20 protein-coding genes and 2 pseudogenes are annotated in these 22043 nt (G+C 35.3%); 8 read left to right on the forward strand and 14 right to left on the reverse strand.

Going from position 1 to position 22043, the window contains the following annotated elements; genetic code table 11:
* Nucleotides 1-39: 39 nt before the first annotated feature.
* A complete protein-coding gene (ahpC, locus tag B9T28_RS04450) occupies nucleotides 40-603 on the forward strand; it encodes an alkyl hydroperoxide reductase subunit C (protein ID WP_086202749.1) in 564 nt (187 codons plus the stop codon).
* 90 nt (nucleotides 604-693) lie between these two features.
* Here ahpC and B9T28_RS04455 read toward each other — a convergent pair whose 3' ends face one another.
* Nucleotides 694-1464 (reverse strand): glucose 1-dehydrogenase, encoded by a 771-nt coding sequence (locus B9T28_RS04455; protein ID WP_213032969.1) that lies wholly within the window; start codon nucleotides 1462-1464, stop codon nucleotides 694-696.
* Between the two features lie 434 nt (nucleotides 1465-1898).
* On the opposite strand from B9T28_RS04455, the gene B9T28_RS04460 reads away from it, so the two are divergent.
* Entirely contained in the window at nucleotides 1899-2105 is a 207-nt protein-coding gene (locus B9T28_RS04460; protein WP_086202751.1) for a KTSC domain-containing protein, read from the forward strand.
* A gap of 37 nt (nucleotides 2106-2142) precedes the next feature.
* Here B9T28_RS04460 and B9T28_RS04465 read toward each other — a convergent pair whose 3' ends face one another.
* The 5 genes from B9T28_RS04465 to dusB all read right to left on the reverse strand — a co-directional run bounded on the left by B9T28_RS04465 (nucleotide 2143) and on the right by dusB (nucleotide 5672).
* Nucleotides 2143-2736: an O-methyltransferase gene (locus B9T28_RS04465; protein WP_086202752.1), complete on the reverse strand. Its 594-nt coding sequence runs from the start codon at nucleotides 2734-2736 to the stop codon at nucleotides 2143-2145.
* A 76-nt stretch (nucleotides 2737-2812) separates the two neighbouring features.
* Entirely contained in the window at nucleotides 2813-3031 is a 219-nt protein-coding gene (locus B9T28_RS04470; RefSeq protein WP_086202753.1) for a DUF1653 domain-containing protein, read from the reverse strand.
* A gap of 107 nt (nucleotides 3032-3138) precedes the next feature.
* Nucleotides 3139-3495, reverse strand: coding sequence for a roadblock/LC7 domain-containing protein (locus tag B9T28_RS04475; RefSeq protein ID WP_086202754.1), 357 nt, complete (start codon nucleotides 3493-3495; stop codon nucleotides 3139-3141).
* Nucleotides 3496-3895: 400 nt separating this feature from the next.
* On the reverse strand, nucleotides 3896-4303 hold the full coding sequence (locus B9T28_RS04480; protein WP_086202755.1) for a roadblock/LC7 domain-containing protein: 408 nt from the start codon (nucleotides 4301-4303) through the stop codon (nucleotides 3896-3898).
* A 349-nt stretch (nucleotides 4304-4652) separates the two neighbouring features.
* Nucleotides 4653-5672, reverse strand: coding sequence for a tRNA dihydrouridine synthase DusB (dusB, locus tag B9T28_RS04485; protein WP_286086810.1), 1020 nt, complete (start codon nucleotides 5670-5672; stop codon nucleotides 4653-4655).
* 115 nt (nucleotides 5673-5787) lie between these two features.
* Between dusB and B9T28_RS15180 the strand changes: the two are divergent.
* Nucleotides 5788-6132: pseudogene (locus B9T28_RS15180) on the forward strand (tyrosine-type recombinase/integrase); the annotation flags it as partial.
* 285 nt (nucleotides 6133-6417) lie between these two features.
* Here the strand turns inward: B9T28_RS15180 and B9T28_RS04495 are convergent.
* Nucleotides 6418-7437 (reverse strand): hypothetical protein, encoded by a 1020-nt coding sequence (locus tag B9T28_RS04495; protein ID WP_086202757.1) that lies wholly within the window; start codon nucleotides 7435-7437, stop codon nucleotides 6418-6420.
* Nucleotides 7438-8234: 797 nt separating this feature from the next.
* Here B9T28_RS04495 and B9T28_RS04500 point away from each other — a divergent pair.
* Nucleotides 8235-9533 carry a hypothetical protein gene (locus B9T28_RS04500; protein ID WP_252053482.1) on the forward strand — a complete coding sequence of 433 codons (1299 nt, stop codon included), beginning with the start codon at nucleotides 8235-8237 and terminating at the stop codon, nucleotides 9531-9533.
* Nucleotides 9534-9928: 395 nt separating this feature from the next.
* Nucleotides 9929-10392 (forward strand): annotated as a pseudogene (locus B9T28_RS04505) (hypothetical protein).
* 187 nt (nucleotides 10393-10579) lie between these two features.
* Here B9T28_RS04505 and B9T28_RS04510 read toward each other — a convergent pair.
* Nucleotides 10580-11731 (reverse strand): OmpW/AlkL family protein, encoded by a 1152-nt coding sequence (locus tag B9T28_RS04510; protein WP_086202758.1) that lies wholly within the window; start codon nucleotides 11729-11731, stop codon nucleotides 10580-10582.
* A gap of 703 nt (nucleotides 11732-12434) precedes the next feature.
* Between B9T28_RS04510 and B9T28_RS04515 the strand changes: the two genes are divergently transcribed.
* Together B9T28_RS04515 and B9T28_RS04520 are read left to right on the forward strand one after the other, a co-directional pair.
* Complete coding sequence (locus B9T28_RS04515; RefSeq protein WP_086202759.1) at nucleotides 12435-13640, forward strand: DUF1615 family protein; 1206 nt, start codon at nucleotides 12435-12437, stop codon at nucleotides 13638-13640.
* Nucleotides 13607-14254, forward strand: coding sequence for an HAD-IB family phosphatase (locus B9T28_RS04520; RefSeq protein ID WP_086202760.1), 648 nt, complete (start codon nucleotides 13607-13609; stop codon nucleotides 14252-14254). The genes B9T28_RS04515 and B9T28_RS04520 overlap by 34 nt, the downstream gene beginning before the upstream one ends.
* 29 nt (nucleotides 14255-14283) lie before the next feature.
* Here B9T28_RS04520 and proB read toward each other — a convergent pair whose 3' ends face one another.
* From proB to B9T28_RS04535, 3 genes are all read right to left on the reverse strand, one after another.
* On the reverse strand, nucleotides 14284-15417 hold the full coding sequence (gene proB / locus B9T28_RS04525) for a glutamate 5-kinase (RefSeq protein WP_086202761.1): 1134 nt from the start codon (nucleotides 15415-15417) through the stop codon (nucleotides 14284-14286).
* Between the two features lie 41 nt (nucleotides 15418-15458).
* Nucleotides 15459-16673 carry an Obg family GTPase CgtA gene (cgtA, locus tag B9T28_RS04530; protein WP_086202762.1) on the reverse strand — a complete coding sequence of 405 codons (1215 nt, stop codon included), beginning with the start codon at nucleotides 16671-16673 and terminating at the stop codon, nucleotides 15459-15461.
* A gap of 317 nt (nucleotides 16674-16990) precedes the next feature.
* Nucleotides 16991-17365 (reverse strand): winged helix-turn-helix transcriptional regulator, encoded by a 375-nt coding sequence (locus B9T28_RS04535; RefSeq protein WP_086202763.1) that lies wholly within the window; start codon nucleotides 17363-17365, stop codon nucleotides 16991-16993.
* A 116-nt stretch (nucleotides 17366-17481) separates the two neighbouring features.
* Here B9T28_RS04535 and B9T28_RS04540 point away from each other — a divergent pair, with 116 nt between their 5' ends.
* Nucleotides 17482-18339 carry an SDR family oxidoreductase gene (locus B9T28_RS04540; protein ID WP_086202764.1) on the forward strand — a complete coding sequence of 286 codons (858 nt, stop codon included), beginning with the start codon at nucleotides 17482-17484 and terminating at the stop codon, nucleotides 18337-18339.
* An 88-nt stretch (nucleotides 18340-18427) separates the two neighbouring features.
* Here the strand turns inward: B9T28_RS04540 and B9T28_RS04545 are convergent, their stop codons facing one another.
* From B9T28_RS04545 to B9T28_RS04555, 3 genes are all read right to left on the reverse strand, one after another.
* Complete coding sequence (locus B9T28_RS04545; RefSeq protein WP_086202765.1) at nucleotides 18428-19885, reverse strand: glyceraldehyde-3-phosphate dehydrogenase; 1458 nt, start codon at nucleotides 19883-19885, stop codon at nucleotides 18428-18430.
* A 233-nt stretch (nucleotides 19886-20118) separates the two neighbouring features.
* Nucleotides 20119-21045 carry an EamA family transporter RarD gene (rarD, locus tag B9T28_RS04550; RefSeq protein WP_086202766.1) on the reverse strand — a complete coding sequence of 309 codons (927 nt, stop codon included), beginning with the start codon at nucleotides 21043-21045 and terminating at the stop codon, nucleotides 20119-20121.
* Between the two features lie 306 nt (nucleotides 21046-21351).
* Nucleotides 21352-21939, reverse strand: a complete 588-nt coding sequence (locus tag B9T28_RS04555) for a lipocalin family protein (protein ID WP_086202767.1) — start codon at nucleotides 21937-21939, stop codon at nucleotides 21352-21354.
* Nucleotides 21940-22043 lie beyond the last annotated feature (104 nt).

Raw genomic sequence — 22043 nt, forward strand, 5'->3', positions numbered from 1 at the left:
CTTATATATTAGAAACACACCTCAATCATGGAGATAATGATGAGCTTAATTAATACTGAAGTTAAACCATTCAAAACCCAAGCATTCCATAACGGTCAATTCATTGAAGTGACTGAAGCTGATCTTAAAGGCAAATGGTCTGTTGTATTCTTCTATCCTGCTGACTTTACTTTTGTTTGCCCAACAGAACTTGGCGATCTTGCTGACAACTATGCTGAATTCAAAAAATTGGGCGTTGAAATCTACTCAGTTTCTACTGATACGCATTTCACACACAAAGCTTGGCACGATTCTTCTGAAGAAATTAAAAAAATTGAATACGTAATGGTTGGTGATCCGACTTGGACACTGGCTAAAAACTTCGAAGTATTAATCGAATCTGCTGGTCTTGCTGATCGTGGTACTTTCGTTATCGATCCAGAAGGTAAAATCCAAATCGTTGAAATCAACGCTGGTGGTATTGGCCGTGATGCTCAAGAACTTCTTCGTAAAGTTAAAGCAGCTCAATACGTTCATGCTCACCCAGGTGAAGTTTGTCCTGCTAAATGGAAAGAAGGCGATGCAACTTTAGCTCCTTCAATTGATTTAGTTGGTAAAATCTAATTCTAGATTAGATTTTACTGAAATAAAAAAACCACGCTTAAAGCGTGGTTTTTTTATTGCTAAGATTTTTATTTACAGACGAAAATAATATCAATCTAAGGTCTGAACCCCACCACCATTTACAAAAATCGTTTGCCCACTGACCCACGCTGAAATCGGTGATGCGAGATATAACATTGCACCAGCAATATCTTCAGCAGTTCCCAGTCGCTTAATTGGCGTATGCTCCAACATTTTTGCTTCAATTTCAGGTGTTAAGACACTTGCTAAAGCAGCTGTTCGTGTCGCGCCTGGGCCTACAGCATTAATTCGAACTTCCGGCCCAAAATCAAAAGCCAGGTTCGCCACCATATGGTTTACAGAAGCTTTAGACCCTGCATAACCACTCATATTTGGGGAGGTGTTTTTACTCGACATGGAAGATGTGATTACAATTGAACCATAACCTGATTTTTTCATATACGGTACACACAATTGACTGAGACGCCATGCGCTAAATACGTTTAACTCATAATCTCGTTTAATATCTTCAAGGGTAATTTGAAAAGGATTTTCACGTCCTCCCCCACCACCCCCTGCATTATTGATGAGAATATTCACTGTACCAAATTTTTTGATAGTTAAATCGACCAAATCCACCAGACTTTGATCATTTAAAATATTACATTCAACCGCCAGTGCTTTTGGACCTATTCTTTCAATTTCTTCTACAACCCTTTGGGCTTTGTCTAAATTTAAATCTGCAATGACCACATCTGCACCAGCCTCTGCTAGTAATAATGCCGTAGCTTTACCAATTCCATCTGCCCCACCTGTAACAATCGCAACCTTATCCTTTAAATTAAAAAGCGTATTTATAATCACGTTGCCCACCTTTTTAGTTTATAAATATATTTAAAATTAGATGATCTAAATAATCATATGTTTTTATATCCATTTATTTTAATGAGATAACAAATGAACAGCTATAAATTACACTTTATAATCAAAACTAAGATTTGAGTTGAACCATTCAATCATTTAGCATTCTCATTATTTAAATGACAAACACCCTCCATCATATTTTTTATTAATAAATTTAGATAGTTAAGCAAATATTTCACATTAAGTAGCGAGAAGAAAAAATTACATCAAATATCTACCTCATAGCTAATTCTTGGGATTTATTGCACCACAAAAAGGAGAATAAAATTTTACAAATATGCTATATATTCCCCTCTATATTTCAATTAATTTCAAATGAAGCAGAGGTATAAATTTCCTGCGAAATAATACATAAAATTAAGGGGTTACTTATGGGAACAGTGCTTGCCGTGACTTCTTGGAAGTACAATGCTTCCTCACGATATTTAAAAATTTTTTATAATAATGGCTCAGGTGAGCTTTACCATCCTGTACCAGAATTTATTTATAATAATTTACTTCGATGTAGTGATAAAACCGCTTTCGTACATAAGTACTTAGAATATGACCTACACTTTACCCGTATCTCAATTATTTAAATCCACTAGATCAGAATAACATTCTGATCTTTTTAGTTTAGCCCTTGTATACCACCATAAATAAGCCAGCGCCGAATGCTAATGTTGTTGTCATAAACCGAACATCCTGCTTGACTAAATCTATAAAATTTTTCACCTCTGCAGCATGCGAAATCACATTATCAACAATCAGTACGCCACCCTGAGGGTGAATCATATTTTGTAAATAGTGCCAATAATCTAAATAAGCATTCCGTTCAGCATCTAAAAGAATAAAGTCATATTGTTGATTTGATGTAGCTAAAAAATCTTTCGCATCTCCCACCCAAAAATTAATTGCCTCATCGACAGCGAGCTCTTGAGCATATTGCTTGGCTTGCTGTGTCCTTTGCAGATCAATTTCTAAAGTGGTAAGTTGTGCTCCAGTATTTTGCGCAGCTTCAGCAAGCCATAATGTTGAATATCCTGTTGATGTACCAATTTCTAGAATATTTTTCGATTGCTGAATTCGGATTTGCATGGCTAAATACTGTGCAGACTCTGGTTCAATATTTCGATAACGATTCAATCGGTCGCATTGAGTCGCATCAAACTTTATAAAGCTTTGATAAAGCTCATTAACACGATGTAGAAATTGGGGACTTAAACTCATCTCTTCGCCTCCATAAACCATTTATATATTTCTATTATGTTGAATGAATAGATCACGAGTGATCATTTTTTTATTTTTAATCCGTTTCTTGTAATAATTGAAATCTTGAGACAACTTCTCCACTCTCCAGTTGAACTTTCTCTAAAAACATCTCTAAAGGTCGAGTCCACATCGAGTAATCTGCGTATAAACATTGATATACAACTAATTTTTCTCTCGTTTCGCTATGTGTCACCACATAAAAGACTTGATACAAATTTCCTTTATAATGTTGATATATTCCACGTTTCAGCATATTCATAACATCGATTAATAAATTCTCTGATATTAAAACATGCGTTTAAAAAGAAAACTATAGATATAAAAAACTCGCCCTTGAGCGAGTTTTTTATATGCTTTTAATTAAGAAAAATCTAATTCTTTTTCAAATGCTTTTAACTCATGACGAGACATCGCTAAATTAGATTTAGAACGATCTAATACAAGGTAAAGGAAAAGATTATCATTAGAATCTAAAGGACGAATTAAATGATATTGTTTACCTAAAGTAATCAAAATATCTTCAATTTCATCATCTAACTTTAATGCTTTAGCAACTTTACGCTTTGCACGAATCACTTCTGTGTTACCAGCAGCAGCCAATTCCAAGTCAAGACCTGAACCCGCAGTAGCAAGTGATAAACCACTTTCACTATCTACTAATGCAGCACAAACAAAACCGTCAATATCAGTTAATTGATCTAGAGTAATACGAGCCATGAAGTTCCCCGATTTCTGTTAAAAATTATTGTTAAGTTCTAGCTAAACAAATTATTTTGTTGACTAGAACTGTGATACTCACTTAGTCATAATCATAATTCACATTAATCCTATGACCTTCTTCTAAAAAACTCAAAGTTCAGTTTTATCAAAAAAATTTCTAATACCGTCCGTTGATTTTTTCTAGTTTTGTTCAGTCAATCTTAATTAACATGAACGATATAGATGATTCAATAGCTAAATATTCTATATTTTATGAATAGGTTATCTAAACTAATATTTTCTAAAAAATGACATATTTCCCTGTTATATTCAATCTACAATTCAACTATTTTTACATTTATTTTTGGTGTTTTGAACACAGGTATATAATACCTCACCATTGTTTAGAATAATTAAATTAATACTTAATCAAAGCTTCTGCCGTTGCCTTAGTTTCATACAACATCCGTCCTAACAAAATATCTTTCGAGGTTAAAGCGACCATAACCAACGGATATTTATGATTTGGAATAGACGTTAAAATTGCTTTACCATTTTCTGCATCTAATGTAATGGTTTGGCAGCCGATTAAATTAATTTCTGAAATAAATGCTGTCACCATTGCAAGAATAGAACTACTTACTGCCGCAATTTTCCCCGAATTATTAATATTTTTTTTACTGACTAATGCAATTTCAAAACCATCAGACGAACAAAGCATCACAAATTCCACACCTGAAACAGCATTTAATAATTTTCTAATTTGATTTTCACCAAATTCAGCATAATCACTAGGAATTTTTCTGGTGAAATTGATATCTAGCATGGATGATCCTACCTACACTTTAATTCTAATTTGTTTGAAATTTAAAAAGAGAATTAAACCAAATACCCCTCCAAAACACCCAAACAAAAATACGATTTTAATCAAGATTAATAGCAAATTTCTACTTATATTTTTAGAAATATCAGTTAAATACATATATTAATAAGATACTATCATTTTATACCTTAATTTCCATTTATACCACCTTCTGAATTTTTAAAATTTTAAATAGGCTTCATACAACGTATAATTATGAACAGAACATAGCACCTAAAAATGAGTACGAATTAAAGCAAATTCAAATGAGCTTAATCATTTTATCCAAGATCAAAATATATTGACTTCTGACCTATTTAATTTCAAGTAAATTCACCGTTTCAACCTGTACATCACTCATGATTTTGCCTTGTGCTAAAAGTTCATCAAAATAGGCTTCAACCACTTTATACTGATCTGCAGTATTTTCTACTTTATACATATTTTGGCGAAATTCATTGCTAGAACGTAAGCCTTTGGTATACCAAGCAATATGTTTTCGTGAAATACGGCAACCAGAATATTCACCATAGAATTCGTAAAGTTCAGATAAGTGCCCTAAAAGTACATCCTTAACTTCTTGAATATCTGGTGCAGCTAAATGCTGACCTGTTGTTAAATAATGAGAAATTTCCCGAAAAATCCAAGGACGACCTTGTGCAGCACGTCCAATCATAATGGCATCGGCACCAGTATAATCGAGTACATATTTTGCTTTTTCAGGACTGTCGATATCTCCATTGGCAATCACTGGAATTGATATCATCTGTTTAACTTCTTTAATTAAGCTATAGCGTGCTGTATTTAAATACATGTCTTCACGTGTACGGCCATGCAAAGCTAAAGCTGCTATTCCCGCTTGTTCAGCACGTTGAGCAACGCGAAGAATATTTTCTTTACCATTTAAAAAACCTAGGCGGGTTTTTAGTGTTACAGGAACATCTACTGCGGCTACCACAGTATCTAAAATACGGGCAACTAAATCTTCATCTTTGAGCAAAGCTGAACCAGCTAATTTATTACATACTTTTTTAGCAGGACAACCCATATTGATATCAACAATTTGTGCACCATTCGCTACTTGAAAGCGTGCTGCTTCTGCAAGATCAAATGGATCTGAACCTGCTATCTGTGCCGAAATAGGAGCAAGCTCACCATCAAAATTGGCACGATATAAACTTTTTTTACTCATACGCAAGGTCTGGTCTGATGTCATCATTTCACTGACTGCATGCCCAGCACCAAAATATTTACACAACGTACGAAACGGTCGATCCGTGACACCTGCCATAGGAGCGACCCAAAGTTTATTACCTATTGGTTTATCAAACAATTCTTCAATTACATTGTTTTGACTCAATTTCTTTAACCTCATTTAACTTCTTTGAATCGCCTCTTATTGACTTCTAGCACCCTCTTTGCACCGCAAAAAGTAGGATGTAAATTATATAGATACGATTACCAAACACCAATAAAAGATGGAACTATACGTTATCGTGCTCAGGTGCGTGTTCAACAAGATGGTTATCCTGATTTCAAGGTCTCAAAAACTTTCAGCACAAAAATCGTTTGCAGACGAATGGATAAAACGAACTGAAGCTGGGATGGAATTAAATTCTGAAAAAATGCTTAACCCCAAAACTGAGTTAAAACATAGAACCTTAGCTGGATTCATCAAATAAGATTTAGACACAGCGGATAGTTTCACAAGAACAAAGAATAGTGCAATTCATTTCATTGCTAGTTTAGAGATATCAGAGAAAAATATCCATTCATTAACGCGACAAAATTTTTAAATCATACTAAATTCTGAAATAAGGGAATCTATCAAAAGGAATGAATTTTTTATCCCTAATCACATTCAAAGATATGCGTCATCTCAATGCAGCTTTATACATACGGATACGTTTAGGCGAGTTTTAATAAATAGGATAAAAGTAAGCATTTTATATAAGAAACGAAAGCCTAAAACTCTCGCTTCTAGTTCGTTTTATGTGGATTGTAAGAAAATTTCAAAACATAAATAGTCATTTTTGAATTTGACTTACTCACTATTTATACAAAAATATCAATACACTTTAGTTTTTAGGTAAACTTTGTATAGCTCTACTTAAGGTATTAGTCGCAGATTCATTGTAAATATTACATATGCCAGCATTAAAGTCCTTATATCCGTACTCATCCTTATAATCAAATGTTCTTAAAGGATCATATGTTCCATTATGTAATTTCCCATTCATTTCAATAACGACGGGATCTCTATATCTCATTCCCTTATAGAGATTTCTTTCTTGATTATTAGTTATATAAGCAACTCTAAATCCTGCCCAAGTTTCCTGAACAACAGTATAGTTTTGATTTTTTTGTTCAACCACCCATTCGTCTAAAGTTTCATTGCTATTACCAGACAACTCATCAAAAATGATATTTGGTTGATTATATTGTTGTGTTAAATATTGATGACAGATTGCCCCTTTTTCAAAAGTATTTGAAAGTTGAGTAAATCGATTTTTCATTTTGATATAGTTAGAATCATTTTCATTAACCCGATCAAGGGAGCTAAGTAAGTCAATTGTAACTTTTGAAGAATGCACACTTTCATTAGAAAGATCAATATTTTTGAATTTAACTGTTTTTGTTAAGCCACTACCATCAACATCATAACCAAGCACTAGTGTTGAATCAGTATTTTTTAGGATATACATCGGATGTTGACTTTTTTCTGAATAATACAATTTGTCTTTGGTTAATATATATTCTTGCCACCCATTCCATACTGGCTTATGTTGATCATTTTGTTGAAAAAGTGTGCTGATATCTTCTGATAAAAGCGTGTTTATTTGAGTTTTACGATTTTCTAAAATAGAATAAAATTTTGCTGTTGTACCCATATCTACAACATGTATTTTATACTCACCGACAGGCAAGGTTAAAACATTTTGAGTAACTGTTGTAGGTGGCTTTCCTGATATATTTAAATCTGTATTTGTTGATGTATTTGCTTGGTTATCATTAGAATTACTACCACCTCCGCATGCAGATAGTGTTAAACCTGTAAGCATCACCAAACTAATATAGTTAATAGATTTTTTTTTCATTATGCTATATATCCAAAAAATAGGATTAAGAAAGTTTTAAAATATATTCTAAAAAAATGAATATTTTTGTAAGCCTACATATTTTATAATCTTTAATCTATGATGACTACAAATAAATTGTGTAATACGCCCACTAAAGCTAAATTAATCTAAATTTAAAATTAGGTGACAATTAATCATAAAGCCTCATACAAAACACTTTTTTATGATGCATGGCCTTATTTAAATACAATATGCCTACATCCTTAACCAAAATATTATCTCGGCTAAGCACATAAAATTCTTATGATTTTCTATTCATCTTTAAACTTTCAGTTGTACATTTCTCTCTAATTTTTATTTGTCTTGTACTCTAACAACTATTAGTAATCTCAATTCTATTTCTAAAAATATAATATGCTTTTTAACAAGGATCAACTTATAGGAATAGCCCCACATTAAAGTGTAAAAAGATGGTCATCTACTCAACTCATCGTGATAAAAACCACTATTGTGTAGACATAGAAACTTTAAAAATGAATCCTAACAACTAAATCTCGTACAAGCCCTCACTGCCTTCAAATGGATAAAAAAATATAAAAACAGGTAGATCATTATACTTATCTATTTTTATACAAAAAGTACTTAATTGAACACTTATTACACATAACAAACAGTGCATTAAGTCGTAATATTTGAATGATCAGTGTAGCTATAATGTTTACATAAAAATTAAAGCTGCAATCTATCTATATACAACCAACTCACTCTTCATTTTTTATACAACACCTCCTAAAATAGCAACTAGGCCTTATACAATGACTAAAATTAAAGTTAGTAGTTTCAATGAATTAAAGGCAGCCATAGACTATGGCGCACAATATATTACTGTTACCCGAAGTTTTCTAAGCTTGCAGAGCATCACGCTTCCCCCATCAGTTCAACTGATTGGCCAAGCACAAGAAAATGGAACACTCCCTAGCATATCATTCTCTCATAGTGATGGATTTGCGATCACATGTAACAATCAAATTCATAATTTAGTCATTCAAGCACCTAGCGAACATCGTGCTATTTATAACGTCACCGCTGATGATCACTTAGGGACATTCGAATTCAGTAATCTCACGTTAAATGGACAATTTTCATTTATTGCTCGTAGCGGTGTAAAAAATGCACGTATTAATGTGAGTAACTTAGACATTATTGCTGCCAATACCTGCCATTATCTTGAGCAACCACAAAAATATGGTGTAAACGTATTGCAAGGTGCATTCACCGTATACAACTTCAATAGTGACCCTGATAGCTTGATTGAATTAAACATAGAAGGCCTCACGATTGGTCGTGAAAATGCACCAGTCATCGGTTCTGGGATGTTTATATCTGGTTTCGGTGATCAAGGGGGGCGTGTATTGTCAAATAAAATCACCACTCAAGCGGTTTACAGTAATGGGAAAATTCCATACGGCGTCGCTAACATCATTAGCGCTGCAATATTTGTAGTTTATGGTGCAGAGGTGAAAGAGTTAGTACACGAAGGAGATATCGTGACCTATGGTGTCAACGATATGGTACTCGACACTTGGGGCAGTGTTGAAAATTGGCTGATTAAGCGCAATGTGATTTCTTATGGTCCTAGCGGTGTTGGCTTCGTTAATTTTGGTTATGTGAAAAATTTTATTGTAGAAGGCGCTGTAGAAACTTATGGTTTGGGCGCTCGCGGCTATAACCAATATGATGGCACAGTGGATCATATTGAATTTCAATCGATCACAACCTATGGTGATGGCTCAGTAGGAATCCAAATTAGTAAAAAAATTGGGAAATTGACGGTCCACGGTAATGTCCATACGCACGGAGGAATTGGCAATTCATTAGTCAAAGGTCTAAACGTGACTCTGCCTGCCATTCCGTTAAGCATTAAAGAAGGAGGAGATGTCGAAGAAATCAATATCGGCGGTAACATTGAAAGCAATGGGGATGATATTGTTAGTTATCAGGTTGATACTGGAATAGTACGAGCATTCAATCTCAAAGGAAAAGTTATTGCTACCGGAAAAAATAGTCAGACTGTAGTTATTCTCAATGGTGGTCAAACCCCGAAAATCATATGATTGTTAACGTTTTAAGTGAATACTCCATATACTAAAAGCGTGAATTTTACGCCCACGCTTCGCAATAACAATATTGTATAAATTATAGAAAATTTAGAAATTTTTTCGGTATAACAAAAAAGTAAAACTTTGAATATCCAAGTACTCGATCTATTTAATTCATTATCGCTTAGATACATCATCAGATCTGGATAAATTAATCGGAAAATTTTCCAAAAAACAGCTACAAACTGTACTTCTATTCATCAGTCACGCTATATTTAGCTTTGTTATTTATAACATTTAAAAAATAATCACTATTAACCTACATTATATACTTTTGACATTTCGGGGGGGGCGCTCTCACTACGGAACTTCACAGCAACCTATACTTTAGACACGCTAACCAAGAAATCATGCATAAATTAGATGCTCTTTTCAAAGAACATCAAGGTGATGCTGAAATATTTAAACAACTCGTGATCACAATTAATCCAACTGATGGTGCGGAACTGGCACAAGACCTCATTGATCTTGTAGATCAAGTTGAATATGACTTAGGTTCAGAATCACTTCACCGTTCTGAAGGATATTCAATTGCCCATTTTGTACATGGTTCATCTGGTGATGAGTTCATGCAAGCCATTTTAGACTTTCTAAAAAATTTAGTTCCAGATATTCATACCCAAGCTTGGGGTTACGGAGACGATGACCCTTGGGAGTTTTGGTTTAAATTCGAAGGTATGAACTTATTCGTAAAGATGATGAACCGTTCAATGACCTAGATAATGATTAACATATTCAATCTTCAATATATGAATGGTGGCACAAAGACATGCCTAGAGGAATCAAAGAAGGCTTTTTAAATGATTTAAATTAAAGCCTATCGACATTTGTAATGCAAAAGACCCTCAATTGAGAGTCTTTTTAACAATTATTTTCAGAATTTTGCGCTAAATTAATTTCAACTTAGTTTAAATACGCTCATGCATTCAATTCAAAGCGAAGACAAAACACCATGTCAAATGAGTTGATCCTATTAGAATCTCCTCGTAACAACATCACTGTTAGAAGCGATAACCCACACCAACAAATGTGATTAAAGGATCAATATCAACTTTTGTTGAGCCACGAATTAGACGATTTCCAGTTTTAGAATCTATTACATCTATTGTCGTCTTATTATTTAGTTTCGCATAAGACACTGATGCCACTCCATACCAATTTTCATTAATATCATACGTTGCTCCGAGACTGACAATTGGTGCAAATGAATCCTCTGCTTTTACTTTTACATAAGGATTTGCCGATGATTTTTTACCATCTAATGCTGCCCCAGCCTGATTATCTAAAATATTTTGAACCATATGACCTGCAGCGACTAAATCTCTATTCACTTGTGAATCTAATTCAATGCCAGTAAAGCGTGCATACATTACCCCAGCACCAATATATGGTCTGAATTTGTTAACACCTGCTTTACCAAATTGATATTGAGCTTCAAGTGCTGGTGTCCATGCACGCACAGTCGCAGCTTTAGATTTATTACCTAAATCAGTAATTGGAATATCTTGAGCGATATCTAAGCCATTAGGAAATAAAGGTGCAAGCATATCACCAGGCGTTGCTAGACCTGTCATATTTGCAACAATTTCCCCCTTGCCTTTAATATCAACTTTAGGTGGTATGCCTCCCATTAATTGCAATGACACATTATCATTGATGTAATAATTAAGCATTAAACCAAAAGTATCGACATTGTCAGCTTCTAAGCCTGTACCTTGTGCTGTCCATTGCTCAATCCCATTAAGCTGTGCATCACCAGTTATTGCACCAGATACATCTGAATCTACATCATCATTATCAACCAAGAATCCCAATGCCTGCGCCATGCTGCCGCCCATCGAATTTGGCTTAAATATCTCAGTTAAAAATGGTTTAGCTGGCATCATATTTCCAATACCCTGACCATCATCCATTACAGCAGTATCAGGAATTGAATTAAGGAACCCTGCTTGAGAAATATCGCCAATACCATACTGCTTTTTAGAATCCACTGCGGTATTGATATTAAAAGGATTGGCTTTCCCTTGCGGCATAACATGCATCCAGCCTGCGGAAACCGAGAACCGTTTAAATTCTGCTGCATAACTCATATTTGCTATAACGAGGAATGAAGTGGCTATGGTTAATTTTTTTAATACGTGATTTTTAGTCATTATTCTATCCTTAATCAAAAAACACTTGGTCATTCATGACCATACCCACACTGTACAAAAAACAAGCAAAAATAAAAATAAAAATCCGATAAAGAGCATGTGACTTTTAAATCATAAAAATTAATAACTTAATACGATACAATCGTTAAAATTTTCTTAACAATAGATCAAACAGTAAAAAACAAGTGAATAAAACCAATGATTTTCATTTAAATTTTAAAAATAATAAATCAAATAAAGTCGAAATTCTTCTGATCTAAAAACTCAAACTATATATAGGTAAATATTCACTTATGTTTATGCTGTTATTTAAATGCGTAACCTTAATCATCTACATTCAACTTCCAATGACTAGAATTCATAGACAATTACTTATAAGCGAATAAATCTATATCATCTGAATTGCATTAGTGCCTATGATAAGAATAAATACGTAGTGTGATTCTATGGATATTACCGTTATAAGAAGTGATCTATCTAAAAATTAAAATATACTGAATTATGTTTGAAAAATTAAGATATCAAAGTAGCTAAAAAGCCTAAACAATAAAATTTTTATCAAACCGTAGATCAGATCAACGTTTAAATAATTTGACAGTTGATACCGACCCATATACATATATATTCATACATTTGACGATGATCATAGTATACTACATCGGCTTATTTTGACCCCTCCATTTCTAAATGTGTTTTCATCAATATGAAAAAATCGGTTCATCATCGTGTTCTTCACTCTTCTTGTCTGCTCGTATTGGTCTTAGGATTAACGGCTTGTGGTAATGGTTCATGGTGGTCAAATGACAATGACCCTCAACTGGAAAGTGAACAAATTCGTCAACTGATTCCTAGTCGTGTCAATAATCGTAAAGCATGGGCACAAGATATTTTTGATATCTCAGAAGAATTAAAAATCCCACGTAGCAAAGATAATATTTGCACTATCATTGCCGTAGTAGATCAAGAATCTAACTTTGTCGCCAACCCCAATGTTCCTGGTCTAGGCGCAAAAGCTGTCCATGAAGTTAGTACTCGCCTCAAAGAAAAATTTGAAGATAAATTAGGCGTTACTCTTGGTGGCCCAATTGCTGACTATTTTGAGCAAGTTTTGAAAAACCAGCCCTCGCCTGCAGATAATTATCTAAAACAGATGAGCCGTGTTAAAAATGAAAAAGAACTAGATGTACTGTATCGTGAAATTTTCGACTACATGTCAAAACATTATCATGTTAGTGCTCTCACGGGTGCGGCCAAACTGGTTGGACAGGATTTTGCTGAAAAATTAAATCCAATTACCACATTAGGCTCTATGCAAGTACATATTAACTACGCCAAAGAAAATAAGCGCAGTAGTATGAATACCAATGAATTACGTGATGATTTATATACAGAATATGGCGGACTCTATTATGGAATCCATCGTTTAATGATGTATCCCGCTGACTATAATAAACCTATTTATCGTTTTGCAGATTATAACTCGGGTATGTATTCGAGTCGTAATTCTGCATTCCAAAAAATGGTGAATAAAGTAGCTGAAATCGATTTAACCTTGGATGGTGATTTATTATCCTATGATAAAAATGGTGACGTTCGCCCAGCAACTACAGATACAGAAAAAGCACTAATGGCGTTATTTTCCAAAAATAATGTATTGGTTACACCAAGGCAATTACGTAATGATTTAAAAAAAGAAAAAGAAAAATCTTTTGAAAAAACTCAAACCTATATTGCTGTCTCTAAAATTTATAAAGAAAAAACGGGTAAAGATCCAATCTATGCCATCATGCCTGAAGTGGTCATCTCTGGCCCTAAACTCAGCCGTGATTACAATACAAACTGGTATGCAAGCCGCGTAAACGGACGATATGAAACATGCATGCAACGCGCAAAACGAATAAAAACTTAGCCTTATTTGACTTCGATGGAACGCTGTGTAAAAAAGACAGTTTCACAGGGTTTATTTTTTATGCTTTGTCTAAACGACATATCGTTAAACAAGGTGTAAAGCTTCTACCATGGATTCAAGCTTATTATTTAAATATCTATCCTGCTCATGCAATGCGTTCAAAATTATTCAATGCGATGTTTTCCAATGCGAATGCAGATGAAATTTTAGAATTAGCAGCAGAATATGCACCCAAATTGCTATCACAATTAGATCAGGATATTTATCAGCAATTTTTAAAACATAAACATAATGATGATGATATTGTCATTGTTTCAGCTTCTATTGATTTATATTTAGACCAAGTCTGCCAACTCTTAGATGTTGATTTAATTTGTACCAAAACTGAAATCAAAGATAAAAAGTTCACAGGCCATTATACTTCTCCTGATTGTAGTTGCGATCAAAAACGACTGCGTGTTTTAGAAAAATATGATTTAAATCAATACCAAAATATTTATGCTTACGGCAATAGCAAAGAAGATTTAGCAATGCTAAGTTTAGCGAGCCATGCATATATGGTCGGTGAAAATCAAACCTTCCCACTGTTAGAATATGAAAAAAAACTCGCTTAAATTAAGCGAGTTTTTTATACATATAAAACTTAATAAATTGCCATGTGATTACGATGGATCATTTCCAAAGAACGTGCTTCACCTAAAACCTGATGTACTTTATCCGATGATAAACCTTTCACGATTTCAGCAGAACGTGAACCAAAATTCACTCGCCCAACCGCAATACGTTGACCTTGCGTATCGACACATTCCACCACATCACCACGATCAAAATGCCCTTCAACAGCTTTCACCCCTACAGGTAATAAGCTACGATGATTTTCTTTAATGGCTTTAACAGCGCCATCATCTAAAACCAAACGTCCAGCAGTTTGCAAATGTGCAGCTAACCACTGTTGATGTGCCGTCATGCGGTCATTGTCTGTAATGAATAAAGTCCCTAGCATCTCACCACGCATTAAACGAGCAAGCACTTGGTCACTTTCACCACTGGCGATCAACGTTGGACAACCTGATTTTGCAGCCAAGCGTGCAGCACGAACTTTGGTCAACATGCCGCCACGACCAAACTTGCCACCACTACCCGCCATATCAAATAAGCTTTCATCCAATGCACGCACAGTAGAGAACAATTTTGCATTCGGATTCGAACGTGGATCTGAATCAAACATACCTTGTTGATCTGTTAAGATAATGAGCAAATCAGCATGCACTTGACCAGCAACCATCGCCGCCAAAGTATCGTTATCACCAAAGCGAATTTCATCCGTGGATACGGTATCATTTTCATTAATGACAGGAATCACCTTCCAATCAATTAAGTTCTGCAATGCATCACACGAGTTGAGGTAACGACGGCGGTCTGCTAAGTCATCATGGGTCAATAAAACTTGCGCCGTTTGAATAGTATGCTTTTCTAGCACACTCGACCAAGTGTGAATAAGCCCCATTTGACCAATGGCAGCACATGCCTGAAGACTGGGTAGATCGGTGGGTCGGCTATCAAGTTTCATACGCACCATCCCTTCAGCCACAGCACCAGAGGACACTAGAATAATCTCATGTCCCGCATTGTGTAGATCTGCAATTTGTTCCACCCAATGCGAAATAGCATGTATATCTAAACCTTGCCCATTTGCTGTGAGTAAAGATGATCCGATTTTAACAACGATTCGTTTGCAATCCTTGAGCTGACGTTGCCCATCCACCACTTCTATCATCCTGTCCTCAGTTACGTTTCTAGCTACTTATCTATCAGAAATTAACGTACGTAAAACACTTCCATATCGCCATCTTCACCATCGTCTTCATCTTCATCATCGCCCAATATTCCTGCAAGACGTTGTTGACGACGCATTTCACGATATGCTTCTTTGGCAGCAAGAGTTTGTTCACGTGTTTCAGCTTCAAGTTGATCACGGAATGCTTTCATTTTCGCAGCATATTCAGGATCTTCAGCTTCCAACTCACGTTGTTGTTCAATTTGATCCATTAAATAATAAACAACCGGTTTTGTCCCTTCTTCAAGTAAACCTGAAGTTTTAAATACCGGACCATCCCATTGTAATTCTTGAAGAATATGATTACACCATTCTTCCTGCGTATCATCATCCAACTGATCAAGTTTATTCAAAACTAAAACAATAGGTAATTGCGCCAACGTTGGAGAGAATTTTTTCAATTCATCCATGATCGCTTTAGCATTGTATGCAGGATCTGAACCATCAATCGGTTGCACATCCACAATGTGAAGCAAAATTCGGGTACGTGCTAGATGTTTAAGGAAACGAATACCTAAACCAGCACCTTCAGAAGCCCCTTCGATCAATCCTGGAATATCTGCCATAACAAACGAACGATGACGATCTGCATCAACCACACCCAGGTTTGGAACCATCGTGGTAAATGGATAATCTGCAACTTTTGGTTTTGCTGCTGATACCGCACGAATAAAGGTCGATTTACCCGCATTTGGCATACCCAGTAAACCAACATCCGCAAGAACTTTAAGCTCTAAACGAATTTCACGGTATTCACCTTTAATACCATGTGTACATTTACGTGGTGAACGGTTGGTTGAGGTTTTAAAATGGGTATTACCCAAACCGCCATCACCACCCAATGCAACCAATACTTTTTGACCGTCTGCGACTAAGTCACCAATAATATCGCCTGATTCTGTATCAACAATAGTCGTTCCCACTGGAACTTTCAGAGTGATCGTTTCTCCACCGCGACCAGCACAGTTCGCACCACGCCCATTTTTCCCGCGCTCTGCACGATATTTACGCGTATAACGATAATCTACAAGTGTACTGGTATCATCATCGGCTTGAACATAAACCATCCCACCACGACCACCATCACCACCATCTGGACCACCAAATGGTACGAATTTTTCACGGCGAAAACTGGCTACGCCATTGCCACCGTCGCCAGCCTCTACGGTAATGACTGCTTCATCAACAAAGCGCATGCTGCCAATCCTCTAAATACTTTAAAACCGCATATTCTGCCATATTTTAAAGAATTTCTCGAATAGTATTATTCAGCATTACATGAATTTTGCTATCGACACCCAATTTTGTCGCTTAAAGTATGTTTTATGCATAAAATTACAGTTCTGTTTTACTGTAATGTCCAATATTAAAAGACACCTCAGCCTATCTAGCATGAGTATCAAAAGAAATAGACTTCTAGGTTTAGCATCACTATCTGCATAATCAAAAAAATCATCCCATCAAATAGTCTTTGGATTAGCGCTAAAATAGTTAAGTTGATAACCAGTTAAAACTATTTTGATAACCGATTTTTATTTTCTAAAATTTCAGGTAAATTCCGTTCAATCCAACCAATCAAATAATTCATTTTTTCAGCTGCTTGTGCGCCTAAAATTGTGAGCTGATATTCTACTTTAGGTGGAACTTCAGGATAAACAGTGCGCAAGATAAAACCATCTTGCTCCAATATTTTTAAGGTTTGTGACAGCATTTTTTCACTTACGCCCTCTATACGCTTTCTTAATTCACTAAAACGTTGCACCCCTTCACTTAGACAGCGCAAAACCAATACTGACCACTTACTGGTTAAATGCTCCAATATTTCTCGTGATGGGCAATCATTGGATAAAACCTGACCAATCATTTTACTTGTTACATAAGCACTCATTAAATCTCTCCAAAGAGTAATAGGCTTACTTTTAGGTACGTACTTACATTTAGTAAGTTTAATATTTATGATAATAGCACTAAGTCTAAAAAATACACAACTGAAATGGTGGGAATATGAAAATTGCAATCACTGGTGCGACTGGTCAACTCGCTCACTTTGTTATTCAAGCATTATTAAAAGACATTCCAGCACAGAATATTGTTGCTTTAGTTCGCAACAAGGCTAAAGCTGAAAGTTTAACAGCACTTGGCATTGAATTACGTCATTTTGATTATGATCAGGCTGAAACATTAGTACCAGCATTAATCGGGATCGACAAGCTACTTCTCATTTCAGCCAATGAAATTGGACGTCGCACACCACAACATAAAGCAGTTATTGAAGCAGCCCAAATGGCTAAAGTTCCTTATATTGCCTATACCAGTTTAATTCATGCAGATCATAGTCCATTGGGTTTAGCTCAAGAGCACCGTGAAACTGAAGCCCTAATTAAACAAAGTGGTTTAGCATACACCTTGTTACGTAATAACTGGTATAACGAAAATTATTTGGCTAATGTTCAACATACCGTAGAACAAGGCATCCTCTATGGTAGTGCACAAGATGGGAAAATCAGTTCTGCTTCACGCCAAGATTATGCTGAAGCTGCAGCTAAAGTTTTAACAGCTGAAGGTCATGGCAATAAAATTTATGAATTGGCTGGTTCTACCAGTTTCACACTTACTGATTTGGCACACTATATTGCGGATGTATCAGGAAAGACCGTGTATTATCAAAACATCAGCCCTGAGGACTATACTACAGCACTCACTCAAGCAGGCTTACCAAAAGAATTAGTAGACGTCATTGTGGATGCTGATGTGCAAACAGCAAAAGATGCAATGTTCAGTGACAGCAAAGATTTAGAACAGCTTCTAGGTCGTAAAACCACTTTAATTCAAGATCAGATCAAGGTGTTGTACCACGCATAATGAGATCACCTAATACCACTCTAATTTAGAAATTTTTAGTTATAAAAAAACCCGATATAAAATCGGGTTTTTTTTATGCTTCTACAAATTATGCATTTGTTTCAGCAGGAACTTTTGGATAATTTACGCCACACATTTGTTCAGCAATACGTAATACTTGACAACTATAACCGACTTCGTTGTCGTACCACACATAAGCAGTTAAACGTGTACCAGAAGTAATTGTTGCCTGAGCATCAAATACACCTGCTGTACGTGAACCAATAAAGTCAGAAGATACAACTTCAGTCGAATTCGTATAACCAATCTGACCTTGAAGGTTTGAATTAATTGAAATTTGACGAATATATTCGTTTACTGCTTCACGATCTACTTCTTTCTCAAGGGTTAAATTAAGAATTGCAAGCGATACGTTTGGTGTAGGAACACGTACTGAGTTCCCTGTCAATTTACCTTGTAACTGTGGTAAAGCTTTAGCAACAGCTTTAGCAGCACCAGTTTCAGTAATCACCATATTTAACGTTGCAGCACGACCGCGACGATCTGCTTTATGGTAGTTATCAATTAAGTTTTGGTCATTCGTGAACGAGTGAACTGTTTCAACATGACCATTAATTACATGATACTTATCATTCAACACTTTAAGTACAGGTGTAATGGCATTGGTGGTACAGCTTGCCGCAGAGATGATTTTATCTTCATCTAAAATATCAGTATGATTTACACCATAAACAACATTTTTCATTTCGCCTTTACTTGGAGCAGTCAAGACTACACGAGCCACGCCTGGGCATTTTAAATGTTCAGCAAGACCTACCGCATCACGCCATTTACCGGTGTTATCAATCACTAATGCATTATTAATACCAAATGCAGTGTAATCAACTTCAGCAGGGCTAGATGCATAAATTACTTTAATGAAGTTACCATTGGCAATGATGGCTTCATTGGCTTCATCTACAGAAATTGTCCCTGCAAATGGACCATGAATTGAGTCACGACGCAATAAAGATGCACGTTTTTCTAAATCACCATCAGATGATTTACGAACTACGATTGCTTTTAGGTTTAAACCACGACCCAAACCAGATTGACCAATAATCAAACGTGCAAGGATACGACCGATACGACCAAAACCATAAAGAACAACATCTTTCGGTTCAACCGCAGCAGGATTACCTTCTAGTGATTTTACTGCTTTAGCAACAAATGCATCAACATCGCCGCCTTGCTCTTTGTATTCAACTGCAAGTTTACCTAAATCAACTTCAGCAGAACCAATGTTTTCTAATTTTGCTAGAGCTTCAAGGATAGGGAATGTATGAACAACAGAAAGTTCAACATCCATCATACGCGTACGACGGTGTGCTTTCAAAATTTGAATAACTGAACGGTTGACTAAAGAACGACCGTAAACAGAAGTGACAATGTTTTTCTCACGGTATAATTGACCGATGACCGCAATCATACGTTCCGCAATTTCTTCACGGTTTTTCCAGCGACCTTGGTGCTCTGCATGTAGGGCGGTGATAGTCTCTTTGCTCACAGATACGTCCTCTATTTATGTATATCTAAACTAAATTTCAAAACCCGACAATTGTAAAGGAATTCTCAAAAAGAATGAATCAAAAGCTGATACAGTGACGTACTTTTTCCGATATATTCACTATAAACTGACAAAATAGTCATAATTATTATCTTGATTGCTATTTTTATAATTAAAAAGCATCAGATCCTCCTCATACATTCAGAGTTATTCACTCTTTCAATCGCTCATTATCACAATTTTTTATCTAATTGAGTAATATTTTTGGTTAAATTTTGAGTTCTTATTCGTTGCTTATACAAATGTAGAATCCCTTCCAAAACCAGTAATGCAACAGCAAACCAAATCGGAATGTAAGTCAACCATTCATCCGTACCAATACTCTCACCTAAAGCTAATGAGACTAGCGCAAGTAGTACAGGTTCCAAATAACTGAGTAATCCGAAAAGTGTCATCGGCAAAAATCGACTTGCCAAAATATAGCTACCTAATCCAATTGCACTTAACACACCTAAACCAGCTACTACTAAAAACAAACTCGGCACTTCAAAAAATTTCAAATAAGGCATAAGCCCTATTTGGGTAAAATATATTGCAATTGGCATACAAATAACGATATCCCACCAAAAACCGCCTAAATTATCAGTATGAAGTTTTTTACGGATAAGAAAATAGAGTGAATATCCTACGGCAACAGATAACGTTTCCCATGCAATTGTTTCCAAGCGCCAAAACTCATGGGCTACACCAAAAAAAGCAAAAACTACGGCAAACATCTGGAATTTAGATAATTTTTCTTTATAAACCAAGCTTCCAACCAAAACCAGTACTAAGGGTAAAAGAAAATAGCCCAAAGAAACCTGTAAGCCCCGACCATTCATTGGCCCCCACAAAAAAAGCCACAATTGAAAACAACTGAGAAGCGAAGTGGTTATTAAAGCTAATAACAATATTGGTTTTTGAATAACTCTATGCAAAATGGTTTTTACATGAACCATATCGCCACTAAACAACATAAATAAAGTCAGAAATGGTAAAGTTGAAATAATTCGCCAGCCAAAAGTTTGCTGACTATCAAAATCACCTAATAATTGCGTATAAAAATATAAAACACCAAAAGTGGCAGATGCCAGCACAGACAATGCAATCCCTTTAAACATCGCGAATTTAGCCCATCATCTGAAAAAATTTATTATACAGAAAGACGTTATCTTAATAGTAAAAATCAACCATTTTTTAATCTTAAATAGTGTGAATAATATCTAACGGACTATTTATAATTTCAGTTTTAGCATTTGAATTTAATGGAGCTATGCAGTAGATCAATCTTGGATTTATAACTTTTACGGTAAAAATGACAGTTTTAATGATTATTTCTATAATCCTGAATCATTGAATATATTCTCTATTTAAATTATTTTTAATTCCATAATTTCGCACCTCCCAAGTCGTTTATTGACAACTCATTAGGGCTCAGTTTGTTCAGTTCGAATAATATCTTTTAAATCAAAACCAAGTGTTTGTGCATAGTGTAAATACTCATTCACAATTAGCTTATCGGGATGAGGTACGCGTGATAATAACCATAAATATTTCCGTCTAGGCTCTCCCACTAAAGCCATTTGATAATTTTCATCCAATTTTAGAATCCAATAATCCCCTCTAATAATTGGAACCCAGCGAATCGCCTCAGGTAAAAATCCAACTTTTAATTTACTATTAAAAGGCTCATTCACAACAAAAGCCTCCCCTAAAGCTTGCTGTAATACGCCACGCTCATCATAACAACGGTTATCAATTGCAATATTCCCATTCACATTTACAGTGTATCGAGCAGTGACATCACGGGCACACTGATTCTGAAAATACATCGGTTTCCGTGCAATTTCATACCAAACGCCCAAATATTTATCTAGCTCTACTCTTTCCACAGTAGGTAATGTCTGATTCTCAGCATAAGCCAATTGCATACACATAAAAGATGATATCAATACAGTACAACTGATGATTTTTATGCCTATTTCAGTAGTATAAGTCATTAAATTATTATTCATAATACGCTACACATACCTCTATCTTTTTATTCTTGCTTTATGAAAGATAGAGGTATTTTTAAGTGTGTATTGTATTGAAATGTACCTTAAAACTAAAAGTAACC

The sequence above is a fragment of the Acinetobacter silvestris genome (genome assembly GCF_002135235.1).
Classification (GTDB): domain Bacteria; phylum Pseudomonadota; class Gammaproteobacteria; order Pseudomonadales; family Moraxellaceae; genus Acinetobacter; species Acinetobacter silvestris.

Excerpts from the sequence above, each read along its gene's own strand:
- ahpC (WP_086202749.1), top strand. The coding sequence starts at position 40 with ATGAGCTTAATTAATACTGAAGTTAAACCATTCAAAACCCAAGCATTC.
- B9T28_RS04460 (WP_086202751.1), top strand. The coding sequence starts at position 1,899 with ATGGGAACAGTGCTTGCCGTGACTTCTTGGAAGTACAATGCTTCCTCA.
- B9T28_RS04465 (WP_086202752.1), bottom strand. The coding sequence starts at position 2,736 with ATGAGTTTAAGTCCCCAATTTCTACATCGTGTTAATGAGCTTTATCAA.
- B9T28_RS04470 (WP_086202753.1), bottom strand. The coding sequence starts at position 3,031 with ATGCTGAAACGTGGAATATATCAACATTATAAAGGAAATTTGTATCAA.
- B9T28_RS04475 (WP_086202754.1), bottom strand. The coding sequence starts at position 3,495 with ATGGCTCGTATTACTCTAGATCAATTAACTGATATTGACGGTTTTGTT.
- B9T28_RS04480 (WP_086202755.1), bottom strand. The coding sequence starts at position 4,303 with ATGCTAGATATCAATTTCACCAGAAAAATTCCTAGTGATTATGCTGAA.
- B9T28_RS04495 (WP_086202757.1), bottom strand. The coding sequence starts at position 7,437 with ATGAAAAAAAAATCTATTAACTATATTAGTTTGGTGATGCTTACAGGT.
- B9T28_RS04500 (WP_252053482.1), top strand. The coding sequence starts at position 8,235 with ATGACTAAAATTAAAGTTAGTAGTTTCAATGAATTAAAGGCAGCCATA.
- B9T28_RS04510 (WP_086202758.1), bottom strand. The coding sequence starts at position 11,731 with ATGACTAAAAATCACGTATTAAAAAAATTAACCATAGCCACTTCATTC.
- B9T28_RS04515 (WP_086202759.1), top strand. The coding sequence starts at position 12,435 with ATGAAAAAATCGGTTCATCATCGTGTTCTTCACTCTTCTTGTCTGCTC.
- B9T28_RS04520 (WP_086202760.1), top strand. The coding sequence starts at position 13,607 with ATGCATGCAACGCGCAAAACGAATAAAAACTTAGCCTTATTTGACTTC.
- proB (WP_086202761.1), bottom strand. The coding sequence starts at position 15,417 with ATGATAGAAGTGGTGGATGGGCAACGTCAGCTCAAGGATTGCAAACGA.
- cgtA (WP_086202762.1), bottom strand. The coding sequence starts at position 16,673 with ATGCGCTTTGTTGATGAAGCAGTCATTACCGTAGAGGCTGGCGACGGT.
- B9T28_RS04535 (WP_086202763.1), bottom strand. The coding sequence starts at position 17,365 with ATGAGTGCTTATGTAACAAGTAAAATGATTGGTCAGGTTTTATCCAAT.
- B9T28_RS04540 (WP_086202764.1), top strand. The coding sequence starts at position 17,482 with ATGAAAATTGCAATCACTGGTGCGACTGGTCAACTCGCTCACTTTGTT.
- rarD (WP_086202766.1), bottom strand. The coding sequence starts at position 21,045 with ATGTTTAAAGGGATTGCATTGTCTGTGCTGGCATCTGCCACTTTTGGT.
- B9T28_RS04555 (WP_086202767.1), bottom strand. The coding sequence starts at position 21,939 with ATGAATAATAATTTAATGACTTATACTACTGAAATAGGCATAAAAATC.